The 18,004-nt window shown below is 64.6% G+C and carries 13 protein-coding genes and 2 tRNA genes; 9 read left to right on the plus strand and 6 right to left on the minus strand.

Annotation, left to right across the window (positions count from 1 at the left end; genetic code table 11):
• Position 1 precedes the first annotated feature (1 nt).
• From GC088_RS09155 to GC088_RS09165, 3 genes are all read right to left on the minus strand, one after another.
• Positions 2-1,894, minus strand: coding sequence for an acetolactate synthase large subunit (locus GC088_RS09155; protein ID WP_323958702.1), 1,893 nt, complete (start codon positions 1,892-1,894; stop codon positions 2-4).
• A gap of 341 nt (positions 1,895-2,235) precedes the next feature.
• Positions 2,236-3,951: a dihydroxy-acid dehydratase gene (gene ilvD, locus GC088_RS09160; protein WP_323958703.1), complete on the minus strand. Its 1,716-nt coding sequence runs from the start codon at positions 3,949-3,951 to the stop codon at positions 2,236-2,238.
• Between the two features lie 80 nt (positions 3,952-4,031).
• Positions 4,032-5,000: a 2-hydroxyacid dehydrogenase gene (locus GC088_RS09165; RefSeq protein WP_323958704.1), complete on the minus strand. Its 969-nt coding sequence runs from the start codon at positions 4,998-5,000 to the stop codon at positions 4,032-4,034.
• Positions 5,001-5,186: 186 nt separating this feature from the next.
• Between GC088_RS09165 and GC088_RS09170 the strand changes: the two genes are divergently transcribed.
• Positions 5,187-6,236, plus strand: coding sequence for a PQQ-dependent sugar dehydrogenase (locus tag GC088_RS09170; protein ID WP_323958705.1), 1,050 nt, complete (start codon positions 5,187-5,189; stop codon positions 6,234-6,236).
• A gap of 59 nt (positions 6,237-6,295) precedes the next feature.
• Here GC088_RS09170 and GC088_RS09175 read toward each other — a convergent pair.
• Together GC088_RS09175 and GC088_RS09180 are read right to left on the minus strand one after the other, a co-directional pair.
• Positions 6,296-6,371, minus strand: a tRNA-Lys gene (locus tag GC088_RS09175).
• A 159-nt stretch (positions 6,372-6,530) separates the two neighbouring features.
• Positions 6,531-7,037: a MarR family winged helix-turn-helix transcriptional regulator gene (locus GC088_RS09180; RefSeq protein WP_323958706.1), complete on the minus strand. Its 507-nt coding sequence runs from the start codon at positions 7,035-7,037 to the stop codon at positions 6,531-6,533.
• Positions 7,038-7,189: 152 nt separating this feature from the next.
• On the opposite strand from GC088_RS09180, the gene bcp reads away from it, so the two are divergent.
• The 8 genes from bcp (at position 7,190) to GC088_RS09220 (ending at position 17,119) form a co-directional block, all read left to right on the plus strand.
• Positions 7,190-7,660: a thioredoxin-dependent thiol peroxidase gene (gene bcp, locus GC088_RS09185; protein WP_323958707.1), complete on the plus strand. Its 471-nt coding sequence runs from the start codon at positions 7,190-7,192 to the stop codon at positions 7,658-7,660.
• Between the two features lie 55 nt (positions 7,661-7,715).
• A tRNA-Leu gene (locus tag GC088_RS09190) sits at positions 7,716-7,797 on the plus strand.
• Positions 7,798-7,996: 199 nt separating this feature from the next.
• Complete coding sequence (locus GC088_RS09195; protein ID WP_323958708.1) at positions 7,997-8,704, plus strand: fasciclin domain-containing protein; 708 nt, start codon at positions 7,997-7,999, stop codon at positions 8,702-8,704.
• Between the two features lie 228 nt (positions 8,705-8,932).
• The gene (locus GC088_RS09200; protein ID WP_323958709.1) at positions 8,933-10,666 is read left to right on the plus strand and encodes an ABC transporter substrate-binding protein; all 1,734 of its coding nucleotides are present in this window, start codon (positions 8,933-8,935) and stop codon (positions 10,664-10,666) included.
• A gap of 115 nt (positions 10,667-10,781) precedes the next feature.
• Entirely contained in the window at positions 10,782-12,278 is a 1,497-nt protein-coding gene (locus tag GC088_RS09205; protein WP_323958710.1) for a malate:quinone oxidoreductase, read from the plus strand.
• Positions 12,279-12,320: 42 nt separating this feature from the next.
• Positions 12,321-15,545 carry an efflux RND transporter permease subunit gene (locus GC088_RS09210; protein ID WP_323958711.1) on the plus strand — a complete coding sequence of 1,075 codons (3,225 nt, stop codon included), beginning with the start codon at positions 12,321-12,323 and terminating at the stop codon, positions 15,543-15,545.
• Between the two features lie 34 nt (positions 15,546-15,579).
• Positions 15,580-16,662, plus strand: a complete 1,083-nt coding sequence (locus GC088_RS09215; RefSeq protein ID WP_323958712.1) for an LLM class flavin-dependent oxidoreductase — start codon at positions 15,580-15,582, stop codon at positions 16,660-16,662.
• Positions 16,655-17,119, plus strand: a complete 465-nt coding sequence (locus GC088_RS09220; RefSeq protein ID WP_323958713.1) for a MarR family winged helix-turn-helix transcriptional regulator — start codon at positions 16,655-16,657, stop codon at positions 17,117-17,119. Before GC088_RS09215 ends, GC088_RS09220 begins: the two co-directional genes overlap by 8 nt.
• 48 nt (positions 17,120-17,167) lie before the next feature.
• Here the strand turns inward: GC088_RS09220 and GC088_RS09225 are convergent, their stop codons facing one another.
• Positions 17,168-17,971: a transglutaminase-like domain-containing protein gene (locus GC088_RS09225; RefSeq protein ID WP_323958714.1), complete on the minus strand. Its 804-nt coding sequence runs from the start codon at positions 17,969-17,971 to the stop codon at positions 17,168-17,170.
• Positions 17,972-18,004 lie beyond the last annotated feature (33 nt).

The raw sequence follows: 18,004 nt of genomic DNA on the forward strand, positions 1-18,004 counted from the left end.
GTTAGTCCTCCTGCTCCCAGTCCGGGGTCAAGTTGCGGGCGATCTGGATGAGGTCGTTGCTGACTCCTGCGGGCACCATCGGCCACACCATGGAGTCGCGGCTGACTACAAAGTCGACGACGACGGGGCGATCGTTGATTTCCAGCGCCTGCTGGATGGTGGCATCGATATCCTCGTCCCGCTCGCAACGCAGGCCGGCGCAGCCGTAGGCATCGGCAAGCTTCACGAAGTCAGGGACCCGCAGGGTGTTGTGGCCGGTGTTCAGGTCCGTGTTGGAGTAGCGGCCCTCATAGAAGAGCGTCTGCCACTGCCGCACCATGCCCAGCGACGAGTTGTTGATGACGGCGACCTTGATCGGGATGTTGTTGATGACGCACGTGGCCAGTTCCTGGTTGGTCATCTGGAAGCAGCCGTCGCCGTCGATTGCCCAGACCACACGGTCGGGACTGCCCACCTTGGCACCCATGGCAGCCGGAACGGCGTAGCCCATGGTTCCGAGCCCGCCCGAGTTGAGCCAGGCGTGGGGGCGCTCGTACTTGATGAACTGGGCCGCCCACATCTGGTGCTGGCCGACGCCGGCTACGTAAACACCTTCCGGGCCGGTGAGCTCACCGATGCGCTGGATGACGTGCTGCGGCGCGGAAAGACCGTCCTCGGGCTTTGTGAATCCGATGGGGTAGCTTTCGCGCAGGCGATCCAGGACGGTCCACCAGTCGCTGTAGTCCGGAGCGCCAGCGCTGAACTGCTCGCGCAGGGCCGCGGTGAACTCGGGGATGATCTCCTTGACGGATCCCACGATCGGAACGTCGGCCGTGCGGTTCTTCGAGATCTCCGCGGGGTCGATGTCGGCGTGGATCACCTTCGCGCCGGGGGCGAAGCTCGAGAGCACACCGGTGACCCGGTCGTCGAACCGCGCGCCGAGGGTGATCAGGAGGTCGGACTGCTGCAGAGCGGTCACAGCGGCCACTGACCCATGCATGCCCGGCATGCCCAGGTGCTGCGGGTGGGAATCGGGGAAAACGCCGCGCGCCATCAGGGTGGTGACCACCGGGGCGCCGACCAGTTCAGCCAGCTCCAGCAGCTCCGCCGAGGCGTGCGCCTTCACAACGCCGCCGCCGACGTAGAAGACCGGCCGCTCTGAAGCCATGATGAGGCGGGCGGCTTCGCGGACCTGCTTGGAATGCCCGCGGACCACCGTCCGGTACCCGGGGATGTCAACCTTTGGAGGCCAGGAGAAGGTCATCGGGCCCTGCTGGGCGTCCTTGGTGATATCGACCAGCACGGGCCCGGGCCGCCCCGTGGTGGCGATGTGGAATGCCTCAGCGAGCACTCGGGGGATGTCGTCCGCGTGGGTCACCAGGTAGGAGTGCTTGGTGATCGGCATGGTGATGCCCACGATGTCGGCTTCCTGGAACGCGTCAGATCCGATGACGCCGCTGGAGACCTGTCCGGTGATGGCAACCATGGGCACGGAGTCCATGTGCGCATCCGCGATGGCGGTCACCAGGTTCGTGGCGCCGGGTCCGGAGGTGGCGATGCAGACGCCGGGTCGGCCGGTGACCATCGCGTACCCCTGTGCCGCGTGTCCGGCTCCCTGCTCATGCCGAACGAGGACGTGGCGCAGCTTGCTCGACGCCATGAGGGGGTCATACGTGGGAAGGATGGCGCCGCCGGGAAGCCCGAAGATGTCATCGACGCCGAGTTCCTCGAGCGAGCGGACGATTGCCGCCGATCCGGCCATCTGCGTGGGCGGCACGACGCGGTTCGGTCCGAGCACGGCGGAGGACGAACCGGCCGCTGCGACCGACTCCCTTGCCGTCTGCTGGGCCGGTGCCGCCGGAGCGGGCTGTTTGGCTGCCATCAGCGCCGGACTGATGGGCGATCCCTTGGACATCCTTGACTTCCTTTATTCAGCACAGCCGCGTGGCTGCGTAAACGTTTTGCGCCTGTGCTCGGTGGGAACAAAAAAACCCCTCAGCCTGGTGGGCTCTGCGAGGGGTTTGCGCGTGACGTAGTGGTACCAGTCGGGGCTTTAGGCCACGCGCTTGGTAACTAGGACTACGGATACGAGCTGCATATCTGTAGTTTTCACTCCCCCGCGGGGAGTGTCAACAAGGGCCCCTCGCGTCTCATTATATGGACATGGCATCCCGGTTACTGGACACTAACTAAACGACGACGACGGCTTGCCTGCCGCCGTCGTCGTTCCGTCAGGAGCGGGGCGCTGGATGCGCTCTAGCCGCAGTAAGCGCCCTCGGATGCCGAGTGGACCAGCTTGGAGTACTTCGCAAGTACCCCCCTGGTGTAGCGCGCGGGAAGCGGCTGCCAGCCGACCTTGCGGCGGTCCAGTTCCTCGGGGTCGACCAGGAGGTCGAAGGTCCGGTTGGGAATGTCAACGCGGATCCGGTCACCGTCCTGCACAAAGGCGATCGGCCCGCCGTCGACAGCTTCCGGCGCAACGTGCCCGATGCACAGGCCGGTGGTACCGCCGGAGAAGCGTCCGTCAGTGAGCAGCAGGACGTCCTTGCCCAGGCCTGCGCCCTTGATTGCGCCGGTGATGGCGAGCATCTCGCGCATACCCGGGCCGCCCTTGGGACCTTCATAGCGGATCACGACGACGTCGCCCGCCTTGACCTCGCCGGCCGCCAGCGCCTTCAGGGCACCCTGCTCACGCTCGAACACGCGTGCGGTGCCTTCGAACACCTCGGCGTCGAACCCGGCGGTCTTCACCACGGCTCCCTCGGGAGCCAGGCTGCCGCGCACGATGGTGATGCCACCGGTCTTGTGGATCGGGTTGTCCAGCGCACGCAGGATCTTGCCGTCGAGGTCCGGCGGGTTGATGGCCTCGAGGTTCTCTGCGAGGGTCTTGCCGGTAACGGTGAGGACGTCGCCGTGCAGGAGTCCGGCGTCGAGCAGCGCCCGCATGATGACCGGCACGCCGCCGATTTTGTCCACATCAGTCATCACGTAGCGGCCGAAGGGCTTCAGGTCGCCGAGGTGCGGCACCCTGTCGCCGATCCGGTTGAAGTCCTCCAGGGTGAGGTCCACCTCGGCTTCACGGGCTATGGCGAGCAGGTGCAGCACGGCGTTGGTTGATCCGCCGAACGCCATGGTGACCGCGATCGCGTTCTCGAACGCTTTCCTGGTCATGATGTCGCGGGCGGTGATGCCCAGGCGCAGCAGGTTCACGACGGCTTCGCCGGACTTGCGGGCGAACTCGTCACGCCGGCGGTCTGCCGAGGGCGGCGCTGCCGAACCCGGCAGGGACATTCCGAGCGCTTCCCCGATGCACGCCATGGTGTTGGCGGTGTACATACCGCCGCATGCCCCTTCACCCGGGCAGATAGCGCGTTCGATGCGATCAAGGTCCCCCTTGGACATCTTGCCGGCGGCACACGCGCCCACGGCCTCGAACGCGTCGATGAGGGTAACTTCCTTCTCCGTGCCGTCCTCGAGCTTGACCCAGCCCGGCATGATCGACCCGGCGTACAGGAAGACGCTCGAGAGGTTGAGCCGCGCGGCCGCCATCAGCATGCCCGGCAGCGACTTGTCACAGCCTGCAAGAAGGACGGAGCCGTCAATCCGCTCGGCCTCCATGACGGTCTCCACCGAGTCGGCGATCACTTCGCGGGAAACCAGGGAGAAGTGCATGCCCTCGTGCCCCATCGAAATGCCGTCGGAGACGGAGATGGTCCCGAACTGCATGGGGAACCCGCCGGCTGCGTGGACGCCCTCCTTGGCGCCCTGGGCCAGACGGTTCAGGGAGAGGTTGCACGGCGTGATTTCGTTCCACGAACTCGCAACACCGATCTGGGGCTTGACGAAGTCATCGTCGCCCATGCCGACAGCACGCAGCATTCCGCGGGCCGGTGCACGCTCGATGCCGTCGGTGACCGCACGGCTTCTCGGTTTGATATCAGGAGTTACTTTGGTTTCGCTTTCCACGCTCATGAGTAAAAGTCTAGGCCCGGCGCGGTACCGCTCATGCCCATGACCTACCTGTTACGCACGTTGCACAGCACGCCGACCGATCAGCCGTTGTCGCGTTCCGTTCGCCACGGACCGGGAACCATGAGATTGATAGGTGCCTTTCCTGCGGCAAGCACCTCGAGCTGGCTGCGGAGGAATCGGACGATGCGCGGCCAGAACGCTCCCGTGTTGCCGCCGATGTGGGGGGTGATGATTGCGTTCTCCGCACCCCACAGCGGATGGTCCTCGGGTAGCGGCTCCGGGTCGAAGACGTCAATGGCCGCGTTGAGACGCCCGCTAAGCACCTCGGCCGTGAGCGCGTCGGAGTCGACGACGGCGCCGCGGGCCACGTTGACCACGAGCGCTCCGTCGGGAAGCGCAGCCAGGACGTCGCGGTCCACCAGCCCACGGGTGGAATCGGTGAGCGGCGTGATGACGATGAGCACATCGTGATGAGCGGCGAGCTCAAGCAGTTCGTCGCTGCCGTGAACCGTTCCGCGCTCATCCGTCCGTGCAGTGCTGCCCACCCGGGTGAGTTCCACTTCGAAGGCATCCAGGCGCCGGGCGATCTCCGCCCCGATACCGCCTACTCCGAGCAGCAGCACCTTACGGTCAGCAAGCCCCGGGTAGCGCTTGGGTTGCCACACTCCGGCACTCTGGTTACGCACCGCGACGTCGATCCCCCGCAGTGAGGCGAGCGCGAGCCCGACTGCCAGCTCGGCTGTGGCAGCCGCGTGGACACCGGAGGCGCTCGCCACCCCGACGCCGTCCCCTACCATCGCGGCAACGTTCTCATAGCCCGTGGATTGGGCCTGGACGAGCTGGAGATCCGGTACGGACTGCAGCGGCTCCGTGAAATCTTCACTCAGGTTGTAGGGGAGGATGACGGCGTCGATGTCCTTCAACTCCACTCCGTCAGGCGCACTCCGAAAATCCCAGCAGACGAGGTTGATCCCGTCCGGAACCGGCTGTAGGGCTTCAAAAAGGTCTTGGTCAGGGACGGTCACCGTACGGATCGATGGAAGAGTCATGGGGCCAGCGTATCCGCACCGCGGACCTGTACGAGCGGAGTATGGACAGCCTGCAGCGACGGTCGTACCGTTCTAGGCATGCGATTTCCCCGGCATCTGCGGGGTGTCTTGCCCGTCTTGGCCATCGCGCTTTCAGTGGTGGCAGCTGGTTCCGGCTGCTCTCCCGCTCCGGAGCCGGCTCCTAGGGTGGCCGGCACAACCCAGCCAGCCTCGTCGGCGCCGGGAACGTCCGGTCCGGCAGCAGAGAGCAGGGCGCCCGGAACTGCCGAAGCCGCGACGCCGTTGGCCCCACCGAACCTGGTGCCGAAGGGCGAGATTGCCGCCGGACTTGGTACCCCCTGGTCCATGGCGTTTCTCCCGAACGGCGACCTCCTCGTCACGGAGCGGGAAACAGGCGAGGTGAAGCGGATCTCCGGCGGCCAGGTGGAAGTAATCGGGGTGCTTCCGGAAGCGGTGGGAGCCGGCGGTGAAGGCGGCCTGCTGGGCATCGCGGTGGGCCCGGACTTTGAATCCGACCCCCGCCTCTACCTGTACTTCACTGGCCCGGAAGACAATCGCGTGGTGTACGTTCCCTACGGTGAAGAAGGACTAGGCGAGCCCGTACCCATCCTGACGGGGCTGCCCAAGGCGAACATCCATAACGGGGGCCGGATCAAATTCGGGCCGGACGGGCACCTTTACGTAGGTACGGGCGACGCCGCCGGCGCCGAGCAGGCACAGGATCCCGACAACCCCGCGGGGAAGATCCTGCGGGTCACAGGAGACGGCGACCCCGCCCCCGGCAACCCCTTCGGCACGAAGGTCTACTCGCTGGGGCATCGCAACGTACAGGGGCTCGCCTGGGACTCCGACGGGAGGCTGTGGGCGAGCGAGTTCGGACCCGACCGCGACGACGAGCTCAATCTCATCACGCCCGGCGGCAACTATGGCTGGCCGGAAGTCACCGGCGCTCCCGGGCATGAGGACTATGTGGACGCGAAGGTGGTCTGGCCCTCGACTGCCACGTCGTCTCCCAGCGGCATGGCAATCATTGACGACACCGCCTACATCGGGGGGCTCCGCGGAGAACGTCTCTGGCAGGTCCCGCTCAACGCTGAGTCAGCGAGTGAACCCGTCAGCCACTTCCAGGGGGAATACGGCCGCCTCCGCGACACAATCGCCGGGCCCGATGGAGAACTGCTGGTCGCGACCAATGAGACCGGCGGGTCCCGAATCCTTCGGTTCAGCCTTGATTGATGACAGAAACAAAAAACCCTCCCAATCCGGTTTGCCCCGGATTGGGAGGGTTTTCATTGTGGTGCACCCCCCGGGACTCGAACCCGGAACCCATTGATTAAGAGTCAATTGCTCTGCCAGTTGAGCTAGAGGTGCCTGCGGAATTTGCCCTGGCTTTCATCCTGACCGCGTTCCGCAACAGCACTAAACTCTACCAGCACCTCGCCCGAAAACCGAAATCGGGAGGCTGAGTGTGAGCCATCGCACGATCAGGGGCGGGATTTGCAGTGTCCCTGCCCGTTCCTAATGAAGGAGTCAGCGCACCGGTGCCTCGTTCTCGGACAAAATGTCGCCGGCGTTTTCCGAATCAGGAGCCGCACCGGGAAGCCCTGCATCAAGATTCCATCGTGGCGCCCCAAGGTCGCGGATTACCGCCTGCAGGTGACCGCGCAGTGCTCCTGCGGTCAGACCATCCCCTGCTATGAGTGTCCGCTCAACGTCCTGTGCCTCCTTCAGCACGCGGCGGCCCTCGCTGGTAATGGAGACGGTATGGCTTCGCTTATCCAGGTCGCTGCGCACCTTGGAGATATGTCCGCGGGCCTCAAGCCGGGAGAGCGTCTTTCCCATAGTCTGCGCCTGCACGCGGACCATCTGGGCCAGGCTTGCCTGGGTCATCGCCCCCTGTGATTCGAGAACCCCCAGGGCAATCACGCCAGCGTGAGTGACGCCGATCGAAACCAGTCGCTCATTCCAAGCATGTTCAACCAGGCGAGCGGCCGTTGTCAGCAGGCGGCCAGTCGGCCATTGCTCGAGATCCGGCATATGCTACAAACTTCCTTCCGCCCCGCACCGCCTCATGCGGTATCGCCGGGGACCTTCAAATTCACCCCGAATATGATAGCTACGGCATCAGGGGGAAACCGGCGGATTCCACACCGCCGATGCACAATCGAGACCAACAAAGGAAGGCTTCCATGTCTGAACGGCTGCACATCGGAGACCGCGCTCCGGATTTCACGCTTCAGTCCGCTGACGGCTCAACCGTGTCCCTCAGTGACTTCGCAGGGGAAAACGTGGTTGTGTACTTCTACCCCGCAGCTGCAACGCCGGGCTGCACCACCCAAGCCTGCGACTTCCGCGACAACCTCGCGTCGCTGGGCTCGGCAGGCTACCGAGTGGTGGGAATCTCGCCTGACACTCCGAAGAAACTGCTTTCCTTCACTGAAGCGGAGTCGCTCACCTTCCCGCTGCTCTCCGACCCCGACCATGCTGTTGCGGAGGAGTGGGGCGCCTGGGGTGAAAAGAAGAACTATGGCAAGACTTACGAGGGCCTGATCCGGTCCACCGTTGTGGTCGACGGATCGGGCCAGGTGGCGCTGGCCCAATACAACGTCCGCGCGACCGGACACGTGGCCAAACTGCGTCGCGACCTCGGGCTCGACTGAGCTCCAGTACAATGGAGGGGCGCCGGATGGATAATCTCCTTCCTGCGTTCCACACGCGCGAGTGGCGAAATTGGCAGACGCGCTGGATTTAGGTTCCAGTGTCTTCGGACGTGGGGGTTCGAGTCCCCCCTTGCGCACCTCTACAAGTGCACTTCGGCCCGGCCGGAGTGCACTTGTGCGTTAAGCCCCAACCCGGTGAACTTTCACAATTTTCTTCCTCTCCCCACCCATCCGCGTCGCCCTTCCGATCGAACCATGCCCGAGACATCGATCCGATGTCCGTCCCAAGACAGAGCGGCCCTTTGATTGGGTCCAAGGAAGACAAGGAGAAGTGGAATGGAACTGTTGAAGCGCAGGAACCTGTCCGTATTCGGTCTCGCGGCGGTAACCATGTTCAGTCTGGCGGCCTGTGGAGGTGGCAACACCTCCACAGCCAGTGAAGCGGAGACAGCGGAAGCATCGGAAACATCCGAATCCTCGACCATGGAGTCCTCCGCTCCGGAGGCGAGCGGAGAAGCCTCGGGTGAGGCCATGGACCCCGCTGCGAACCTCGTAGGACCAGGCTGTGCGGACTATGCCGAAATGGTGCCTGACGGCGACGGGTCGGTCGCGGGAATGGCTGAAGCGCCTGTAGCCGAAGCAGCCTCCAATAATCCCCTGCTGACCCAGTTGACTGCCGCTGTATCAGGGGAGCTCAACCCGGAGGTGAATCTTGTAGACACGCTCAACGGTGGTGAATTTACCGTCTTTGCACCGGTCGATGAGGCGTTCGAGGCCCTCGACACCGCGACGGTTGAGTCCCTGCAGACCGATGCGGATCTACTCTCCGGCATCCTCACCTACCACGTTGTGGAAGGGCAGCTGGCTCCGGACGAGGTAGCGGGGAAGCACACCACGGTGAACGGGGCCGAACTGACGGTCGAGGGCGAAGGTGATGCCATCACCGTAGGCGAGGAAGGAGCAGCAGTGATCTGCGGCGGCGTACAGACGGCCAACGCCACCGTCTACCTCATCGATGCCATCCTGATGCCTCCTGCCCAGTAACTGCCTTTCAGAGACAGCAGGAATACTCCCTGATCCGGCTCCTCCACCGATGGTCAGGGATGCAGTGGGTGCCTGCGCCGAGCGCAGGCACCCACGTTCATGCGGGCAATGTGCGCGGTGCTCTGCCCGTCACGGTGCAGAACACGTTCAGGGGACGTGGAGCAAGGTGGCCTAGACTGGGGATTCCGTTCCCGCCTTTACCCACCACACGCGCGCCCCAAGGAAGCTATGCCACCGAGTCCCAAGCACCGCCGTCGTGCATCCTGGACTCTTTTGCAGCGTCTTGCCGGAGCAGCCGCTGTCCTGGGATTGACCGCCTGCACAGCGGTGGATCCGGCGCCGGTCACTCCCAGCAGCCAGGCACCCACGGAGCAGGCCACGGCAGCCCTGGGCAATCCCACCGGCTCGTTCACCTTCGGCACCGCTGCGGGGCCGGTAGGGCTCGATCCCGCACTTGTAGCAGACACCGAGTCATACCGCATCACTCGCCAGATCATGGAGGGGCTTGTCGGCGTGGATCCGCTGACGAGTGAACCAGCTCCCCTGCTCGCAACTTCCTGGGAGGAACGGGACCAGGGACGGGCATATACTTTCGACCTGCGCCAGGACGTGGTCTTCCACGACGGTGAACCGTTCAACGCGGAGGCAGTGTGCGCCAACTTCGAGCGCTGGTACACCATGCCGCCGGAAACCCGGGAACTCGACGCCACCATTGCGTTCAAGTCGGTTTTCAAGGCCTTCTCGGATGCGCCCGGGGAATCGCTCTACGAGTCCTGCCGGCCCCTCGGAGAGTACAAGGTGCTTATTCAGCTGACGGGCCGCCTGACCTCATTCATTCCGGCCCTCGCGCTGCCCGCTTTCGGAATGGCATCACCGCGTGCCCTCGAGGAGCTCGACGCGAACCGCCTGGACACCGAACGTGACGGCCGGCAGCTGTCCAAATTCGCGCTCAATCCCGTGGGCACCGGACCCTTCACGTTCGAGGCGTGGTCCGATGATCAGGTGATCCTCAACTCCTTCGAAGGGTACTGGGGCAACCGTGGCGAAATCAGGACCGCTACCTTCCGCACCATCCCACACACTGACGCCCGGCTTCGCGCCCTCCTGCGTGGTGAGATCGACGGCTACGACCTCGTCACTGTGGACAACGCAGCGGAACTGGCGCGCGAGGGACAGATCATCCTGCAGCGCGATCCCTACTCCGTGTTGTATCTCGGCATGAACCAGGACTTCCCGGGCGTCGACGATGTCCTGTTTCGGCAGGCAGTGGCGCATGCGATCGACAAACAGGCACTGATCGAAGGCCGTTTCCTGAACGGGACCAGTCCCGCACAGCAGTTCCTGCCGCCCAAGCTCGGAGTGTCGGACGAAGACATCACCGAGTACGAATACAACCCCGAGAGAGCGGCCGAGCTCCTAGCGGAGGCGGGATACGACGGCGAGCCCCTTCCCTTCCACTACCCGCGCAACGTATCGCGGCCCTACCTGTCCTCTCCCGAGAAGGTATACGCCGAACTGAGCCGTCAGCTGACGGCGGCAGGCTTCAATATCCAGCCGGTTCCCACGGAGTGGTCGGAGGGGTACCTTGAGGCAGTCCAGAACGACGACGACAGGGCATTCCATCTGCTCGGCTGGAGCGGCAGCTACCAGGACCCGGATACTTTCGTCGGTCCTCTCTTCGCTGCCTACGGCGAGGAGTTCGCCTTCAGGGACGCGCAGCTCTTCAGCAAGGTTGCGCGTGCCGTCACCCTTCCGAACGGCGAGGAACGAACCGCTGCCTACCGCGACATCAGCGACTCGATTGCCGCTGACCTGCCTGCCGTCCCCCTCGCATTTCCAATCTCCGCCGCCGTCGTATCTCCGCGCGTCCTCACCTACCCTGTCAGCCCGGTGATGCACGAAGTCTTCAACGCAATTGACCTGGCCGACGTCGAGCCGGAAACGTCCACCGGCGGCAGCTGACGCGACGGCCGGTGTGGGACGAGGATCACGTCCTTGAGTGACCCTCCAATTTAGGGAACCCACCCGCCAGAGGCTACGCTTCTTAGGCTAGCGCCCTTGCTATTGGAGACCCATCGTGACTGCTGACAGCCAGGCGGGAAAGCCCGCGAACCACACTGACGTCGTTCTCATCGGCGGCGGAATCATGAGCGCCACCCTTGGCGCATTTCTCAAGCAGCTGCAGCCTGACTGGAGCATCACCCTCTTCGAGCGCCTCGACCGCGCAGGACTGGAAAGCTCCGACCCCTGGAACAACGCCGGAACCGGTCACGCTGCCCTCTGCGAACTGAACTACGCACCCGCAGCCAAGGACGGCTCGGTTGATCCCGCGAAGGCAGTTGCCATCAACGAGCAGTTCCATGTCTCGCGCCAGTTCTGGGCGCACATGGTCTCGAACGGACACCTGGGCGACCCGGGAAGCTTCATCAACGCGGTTCCGCACATGAGCTTTGTCTGGGGTGAAAACAACGTCAACTACCTGCGCAACCGGTATGAGGCCCTGCGCGCCCAGCCTCTGTTCAAGTCCATGGAGTTCTCCACCGACCACTCCACCATCGCCGAGTGGGCGCCGCTGATCATGAAGGACCGCAACGCGTCCCAGCCGGTCGCCGCCTCCCGCGTTGCAGGCGGCACTGACGTTGATTTCGGAGCGCTCACCCGCGGACTCACCAGCTACCTCGCGGAGAACGACGTCGACCTCCGCTACGGTCACGACGTCACCAACCTTTCGAAGACTTCACAGAACCGCTGGGACGTAACGGTTCGCAACCGGGCAACCGGGCAGCAGCACACGGTGAACACCCGCTTCGTGTTCATCGGCGCAGGCGGTGGTGCCCTCCATCTGCTCCAGAAGAGCGGCATCCCCGAAGGGCGCGGCTTCGCAGGCTTCCCGGTCTCCGGTCAGTTCCTCCGCTGCACCGATCCCGAGACAGTCAGCCAGCACAACGCCAAGGTTTACGGACAGGCCTCGGTCGGAGCGCCGCCGATGTCCGTGCCGCACCTGGATACCCGCTATGTCAACGGCGAGCGTTCCCTTCTGTTCGGCCCCTACGCCGGCTTCTCCACCAAGTTCCTCAAGCGGGGCTCGCTGCTGGATCTGCCCACCTCCATCCGTCCCTCCAACCTCATCCCGATGCTTGCGGTCGGCAAGGACAACATGCCGCTGACCAAGTACCTCATCACCGAGGTGCTCAAGAAGCGCGAGGCGAAGAACGAATCCCTCAACGAGTTCGTACCGTCCACCGACGGCAACCGGTGGGAACTGATCACCGCCGGCCAGCGTGTACAGGTCATCAAGAAGGCACCCGGAAAGGGCGGCGTACTTCAGTTCGGCACCGAGGTCATCACCTCGGCGGACGGTACCGTCGGCGCGCTGCTGGGAGCCTCGCCGGGCGCATCGACGGCGGCCCCGATCATGATCGAGCTGATTCGCCGCTGCTTCCCGGAGCAGCTTGCAGCCTGGGAGCCCAAGCTCAAGGAGATGATTCCGGGGTATGGCACGCGGCTCAACGAGAATGAGTCACTGGCCGACGACATCCAGGCGATGACGGACAGGGTCCTCGGACTCAACTAACCGCGGCGCCACCGGACGGGTTGGCCGCAGAAGGCAGAACCGATGTTTCGACTGGCGCAGCTCTCACTGGGAAACCGTGCGCTGATCGCGCTGATCACTGTCTTCGCGGCAGTATTCGGTGTGATCACAATGGGTTCCCTGAAGCAGGAACTCATTCCATCCCTCGAGTTCCCGCAGATCACCGTCGTCTCGACGGTGCCCGGAGCCGGCCCGGAGTACCTGGACAAACAGGTCAGCGAGCCCCTCGAAAGCGCCTTGAGCGGTGTCGAGGGGCTCGAGTCGTCCTCGGCCACCTCCCGCAACGGCGTCTCGACCATCAGCCTCATGTTCGCCTATGGCACGGACCTTGACCGGGCCCGGGGGCAGGTGGACCGGGCCATCTCATCGGCTCGCCCGCTGCTTCCCGAAGACGTCGAGCCGCAGTCCCTGGCGGGCAGCGTCAATGACCTGCCCGTGGTTTTCATGGCGGTTTCGTCTGATCGATCGTTGAGCGAACTCGGCGAGGAGCTCTCCCGCCTTACCGTCCCGCGACTGCAGAAGGTCGAGGGCGTACGCAGCGCGGACATCACGGGTGGAGCCGAGCAGCACATTTCGATCCTGCCGCGGCAGGATGACCTCCGCGCCCAGGGTCTGTCCGTCGGAGATATCGCCGATTCCCTCGAAAACAACGGCGCACTCTTCCCTGTCGGCACGCTGGAGGAAGGCGAGCGCTCGCTGACCGTCCAGGCTGGAAGTCCCATCGCGTCCCTCGACGACATCCGGAACCTGCCGATCCTGCCCGCGGAACCAGCCGACTCCCCCGCCGCGCCCGGCACCGGTCTGCCCGGGGTTTCCGGTGCACCGGATACTCCGGTGACCCCTGTGACTATCGGCCAAGTTGCAGAGGTGGCAATTGCCGACGACGACGCCACCTCCATCACGCGGACCAACGGCGTCGAAACACTCGCCCTGACCGTCACCAAAGTGCCGTCAGCGGACACGGTCACAGTCTCCAACGCGGTCAGCACATTGATCCCCGAGCTGGAGACGGAGTTGGGCGACGGGGCCGACATCACCGTAATCTTCGACCAGGCGCCGTTCATCGAGCGGTCGATCGCCAACCTCACCACTGAGGGTCTGCTGGGGCTGGGTTTCGCCGTCCTCATCATCCTGGTCTTCCTGCTCTCCGTCCGCTCCACCCTGGTGACGGCGCTGTCCATTCCACTGTCCCTGCTGATCACCTTCATCGGGCTGGCCGCTACCGGCTATTCCCTCAACATCCTGACGCTGGGCGCACTGACCATTGCGATCGGGCGCGTGGTCGATGACTCGATCGTGGTCATCGAGAACATCAAGCGGCACCTGAATTACGGCGAAGACAAGCGAACGGCAATCCTTACTGCGATTCGTGAGGTTGCCGGTGCCATCACGGCGTCAACGCTGACCACTGTGGCGGTGTTCGCTCCGATCGCGTTTGTCGGCGACCTGGCCGGAGAACTGTTCCGGCCGTTCGCACTCACCGTGACCATCGCACTCCTGGCTTCGCTGGCCGTGTCCCTGACAATCGTCCCGGTACTCGCGTACTGGTTCCTGCCGCGCACGCAGTCTCCGAATGAACCAGGCGAAGAGCGCCCCCGAGGATTCAGCCCCTCTGCGGAGCAACGGCGGCGCGCCGAGGAGAAGGAGCAGCGTTCCTGGCTCCAGCGTGGTTACCTCCCCGTTCTCGCCGTTACCCAGCGGCACCCCGTGTGGACCGTCGTCGCAGGCGTGCTGGTGCTGGCGGGCACGGTTGCGATGGTGCCGTTCATGCAGACCAATCTCCTGGGCAACACCGGCCAGAACAGCTTCAGTGTCACCCAGCGGCAGCAGCCCGGCTCGAGCCTGGAGAACACGGTTGCCGAAGCAGAGCGCGTTGAGGAGGTCCTGTCCCGGTTCGAGGCCGTCCGGGATGTACAGGTGACCGTTGGAAACGCGTCCGGCGCCGTGGGGGCCCGCTTTTCCGCGGGCGCTGCCACCGCCCAGTTCACGGTGACCACCGAGGAAGACGCCGACCAGCAGCAGTTACAGAACGAGGTTCGAAGCGCGCTCGATGATCTTCAGGACGCCGGAGAAATCTCGGTGTCCAGCCAGCAGGGCGGGTTCGGCACGTCGAACACCGTCGACGTCAACATCACGGCACCGGAACCCGGCGTGCTCTTCGAAGCGAGCGACGCCGTCGTCAGCGCCATGGACGGCCTGCCGGGCGCCCGCGATGTCACCAGCAACCTTGAGTCGGCCCAACCGCAGATCCAGATCAGCGTCGACCGTGCAGCCGCCGTTCAGGCGGGCCTCACGGAGAGCCAGATCGGCGGGCTGCTTGGGGGCAGCATCAGCGCCCTTCCGGGTGGCACCGTACGGCTCGACGCAACCGACTACCCCATTCTCATCGGTGAAGGCACCGAGATCACCGGCCTTGACCAACTGCGCGACCTCACCCTGCCCGGCCCGGCCGGGCCAGTGCGGCTCACGGACGTCGCAACCGTGGAGGAGGTGGAGGTACCGCTGACAATCACCAGTTCCAACGGCGAACGGACTGCTCGCGTGTCGATCGCGCCCTCCGAGGACAACCTCGGTGCCCTCACCGCGGCGGTGACGGAGCGGCTGGAGGCTGTATCGCTACCTGCGGGCGCGGCCGTTGAGCTTGGTGGTGCTTCGGAGCAGCAGGCGGAGTCCTTCGGGCAACTGTTCCTTGCGTTGTGGGCGGCTGTCGCGATCGTCTACGTCATCATGGTGGCCACGTTCAAGAGCCTCATCCAGCCGCTGATCCTGCTGGTCTCCGTGCCCTTTGCCGCGACCGGCGCGATCGCCCTGCTGGTCATCACCCAGATCCCCCTGGGCCTGCCATCGCTGATCGGCATGCTGATGCTGGTGGGCATCGTGGTGACCAACGCGATTGTCCTCATCGACCTCATCAACCAGTACCGTCGGCCCCACGACGGCGCTCCCGGCCTCAGCGTCGCCGAGGCAATCACGCGCGGCGCCCGGCAGAGGCTGCGCCCGATCCTCATGACGGCCCTCGCGACAGTCTTCGCGCTCACTCCCATGGCGCTCGGGCTCACAGGGGAAGGCGGGTTCATTTCCCAGCCGCTCGCCGTCGTCGTCATTGGCGGTCTTGTCTCCTCCACGCTCCTGACCCTCGTGCTGGTGCCTGTCCTTTACAGGCTGGTGGAAGGACGGCGTGAGCGCCGGAATGAGCCGAACGACGAGTGGGAACAAATCCGTGAGGAGGCCGGTTACACGGTACAGTAGATGCAAATGCATGTACTTCATAAGGAGGAATTCCATGCAGATCGGTATCTTCACTGTCGGCGACGTGACGGTCGACCCCACCAACGGCACCGCCCCCACCGAGCACGAGCGCATCAAGGCGATGGTGACCATCGCCAAGCACGCCGAGGATGTCGGACTCGACGTCTTCGCCACCGGCGAGCACCACAACCGCCCCTTCGTGCCCAGCTCCCCCACGACCATGCTCGGCTATGTGGCTGCGCAGACTTCGCGCATCATCCTGTCGACCTCTACCACGCTGATCACCACGAACGACCCGGTGAAGATTGCCGAGGACTACGCGATGCTCCAGCATCTCGCCGACGGACGTGTGGACCTGATCCTTGGCCGTGGAAACACGGCGCCTGTCTACCCCTGGTTCGGCAAGAACCCGCAGGACAGCGTGGACCTGACCGTGGAGAACTACCACCTCCTGCGCCGGTTGTGGGATGAGGACGTCGTCACGTGGGAAGGCAAGCACCGCACTCCCCTCCACAACTTCACTTCCACTCCACGCCCGCTCGACGGCGTGCCCCCGTTCGTGTGGCACGGCTCCATCCGCACCCCGCAGGTCGCTGAAATCGCCGCCTACTACGGCGACGGTTACTTCGCGAACAATATCTTTTGGCCCAAGGAGCACTACCAGCAGCTGATCAAGCTCTACCGTGAGCGTTACGCGCACTACGGTCACGGCACCCCCGAGCAGGCGATTGTCGGTCTGGGCGGGCAGTTCTTCATCCGGCCCAACTCGCAGGATGCGGTACGGGAGTTCCGGCCCTACTTCGACAACGCGCCGGTCTACGGACACGGTCCGTCGCTGGAGGACTTCACCTCGCAGACTCCCCTGACGGTGGGCAGCCCGCAGGAGCTTATCGACAAGACGCTGACCTTCCGGGAATTCTTCGGTGACTACCAGCGGCAGCTGTTCCTGGTGGATCACGCCGGCCTGCCGCTGAAGACCGTGCTGGAACAGTTGGACCTATTCGGCGCCGAGGTCCTGCCCACGCTGCGCAAGGAGTTCGCCGAGCGCACCCCCGCAACCGTTCCCGCTCCCCCGACATTCGAGAACCGTAAGGCCGCGGTGTCCGCGAATGCCTGATCCTGCAGTAACCCCGCTGCGCCTCACCGCCGACGCCTGGGAATCGCTTTTCCGGACCCAGGTGGCGGTGATGCGCAGGCTGCGGCGCGACCCCTCGTTCCACCGCCTGGCGATGGGTGAGTACGACGTACTGTTCAACCTCAGCCGCTGCCCCACCGGCTGGACCCGCCTGAACGAATTGAACAACCACCTCCTGATCAGCCAGCCCAGCCTCAGCCGTATGGTCGAGCGGCTTGAACACAAGGGCCTCATCCAGCGCCGGCAGGCTCCAGAGGACCAGCGGGGTGTCCTGCTGGCCCTGACCGACGCCGGGAGGGAACTTCAGCGTGAAATCGGTGCCGCGCATGTGCGGAGCATTCATGAGCTCCTCGGCCCGCTTCTGAACGCGGAGGAGATGGAACAGCTGTTGACCCTGACGAGCAAGATCCGCCGCGGCCTGGAGGACGGAAACCCGTAACCCCCGTCCCGACCGGCGGTGCAGGGCCGGCGCTGAGCCAGGGCGGACTCAGCGGAGCTGAAGCAGCGAGGTGCCGTCGTCGTCGTGCACTTCATCCGCTTCCGCCGTGACTTTCAACGTCTGCAGGCTGAGGCTCCCGCCCACCGTGGAAAGAAAGGCCGTGTCGGCAGTGTCCCGGCCCGTCGCGATGCGAAGCAGGGTGGAGCGCGGAGCCAGCCCGGTGGCGTCGATGACGTGCCACGCACCGTCCACCCAGGCTTCGACGACGGCATGGAAGTCCATGGGATTCAGCCCGGGCGCGTAGGCCGAGGCGAGCCGCGCAGGTACGTCCTTCGCACGGAGCAGCGAGATTGCCAGATGTGCGTAGTCGCGGCAGACCCCGCGGCGTGCCATGAGCGTATCGGAGGCGCCGTCCGTGTGGCGGGAGGAGCCGGAAACGTAGCTCAGGTTCGAGTTGACCCATTCGCGGACGGCCGCCAACAGTTCGCTGCCGCGCAGGCTTCCGAAAAGGGAGTACGACGTAGGCAGCAACCGGTCGGAATCACAATAGCGGCTGGGGCGCACGTACCGAATAAGGTCCCCGGCGTCCGGGTTCGGCGGTGTCGCGGCGCCCGCCACCTCAGCACGATAGGTCACCTCCAGTTGGGCGGGCTTCTCGATTGTCAGTGCGTGCAGAACACCGCCGTGGTGGTCCTGCACCTCGCGTGCCTGGATCTCCTCGCCGTCCGCCGTGACAACGAGTGTCTCGTTGAGTGCGGTGTAGCCCGGGTTCCGGGCCACCGCCACCGACAGTGCGATTTCGGTGTTTGCCTGCGTACGCGCGGTCAAGTGAGCCGTGACAGATCGGTTCATTGGCTGGAAGCTCCTCAGGGATTCGATGAGCGG

The sequence above is a fragment of the Arthrobacter sp. JZ12 genome, assembly GCF_035189165.1.
Lineage (GTDB): Bacteria > Actinomycetota > Actinomycetes > Actinomycetales > Micrococcaceae > Arthrobacter_D.

Excerpts from the sequence above, each read along its gene's own strand:
- GC088_RS09155 (WP_323958702.1), bottom strand. The coding sequence starts at position 1,894 with ATGTCCAAGGGATCGCCCATCAGTCCGGCGCTGATGGCAGCCAAACAG.
- ilvD (WP_323958703.1), bottom strand. The coding sequence starts at position 3,951 with ATGAGCGTGGAAAGCGAAACCAAAGTAACTCCTGATATCAAACCGAGA.
- GC088_RS09165 (WP_323958704.1), bottom strand. The coding sequence starts at position 5,000 with ATGACTCTTCCATCGATCCGTACGGTGACCGTCCCTGACCAAGACCTT.
- GC088_RS09180 (WP_323958706.1), bottom strand. The coding sequence starts at position 7,037 with ATGCCGGATCTCGAGCAATGGCCGACTGGCCGCCTGCTGACAACGGCC.
- bcp (WP_323958707.1), top strand. The coding sequence starts at position 7,190 with ATGTCTGAACGGCTGCACATCGGAGACCGCGCTCCGGATTTCACGCTT.
- GC088_RS09195 (WP_323958708.1), top strand. The coding sequence starts at position 7,997 with ATGGAACTGTTGAAGCGCAGGAACCTGTCCGTATTCGGTCTCGCGGCG.
- GC088_RS09200 (WP_323958709.1), top strand. The coding sequence starts at position 8,933 with ATGCCACCGAGTCCCAAGCACCGCCGTCGTGCATCCTGGACTCTTTTG.
- GC088_RS09210 (WP_323958711.1), top strand. The coding sequence starts at position 12,321 with ATGTTTCGACTGGCGCAGCTCTCACTGGGAAACCGTGCGCTGATCGCG.
- GC088_RS09215 (WP_323958712.1), top strand. The coding sequence starts at position 15,580 with ATGCAGATCGGTATCTTCACTGTCGGCGACGTGACGGTCGACCCCACC.
- GC088_RS09220 (WP_323958713.1), top strand. The coding sequence starts at position 16,655 with ATGCCTGATCCTGCAGTAACCCCGCTGCGCCTCACCGCCGACGCCTGG.
- GC088_RS09225 (WP_323958714.1), bottom strand. The coding sequence starts at position 17,971 with ATGAACCGATCTGTCACGGCTCACTTGACCGCGCGTACGCAGGCAAAC.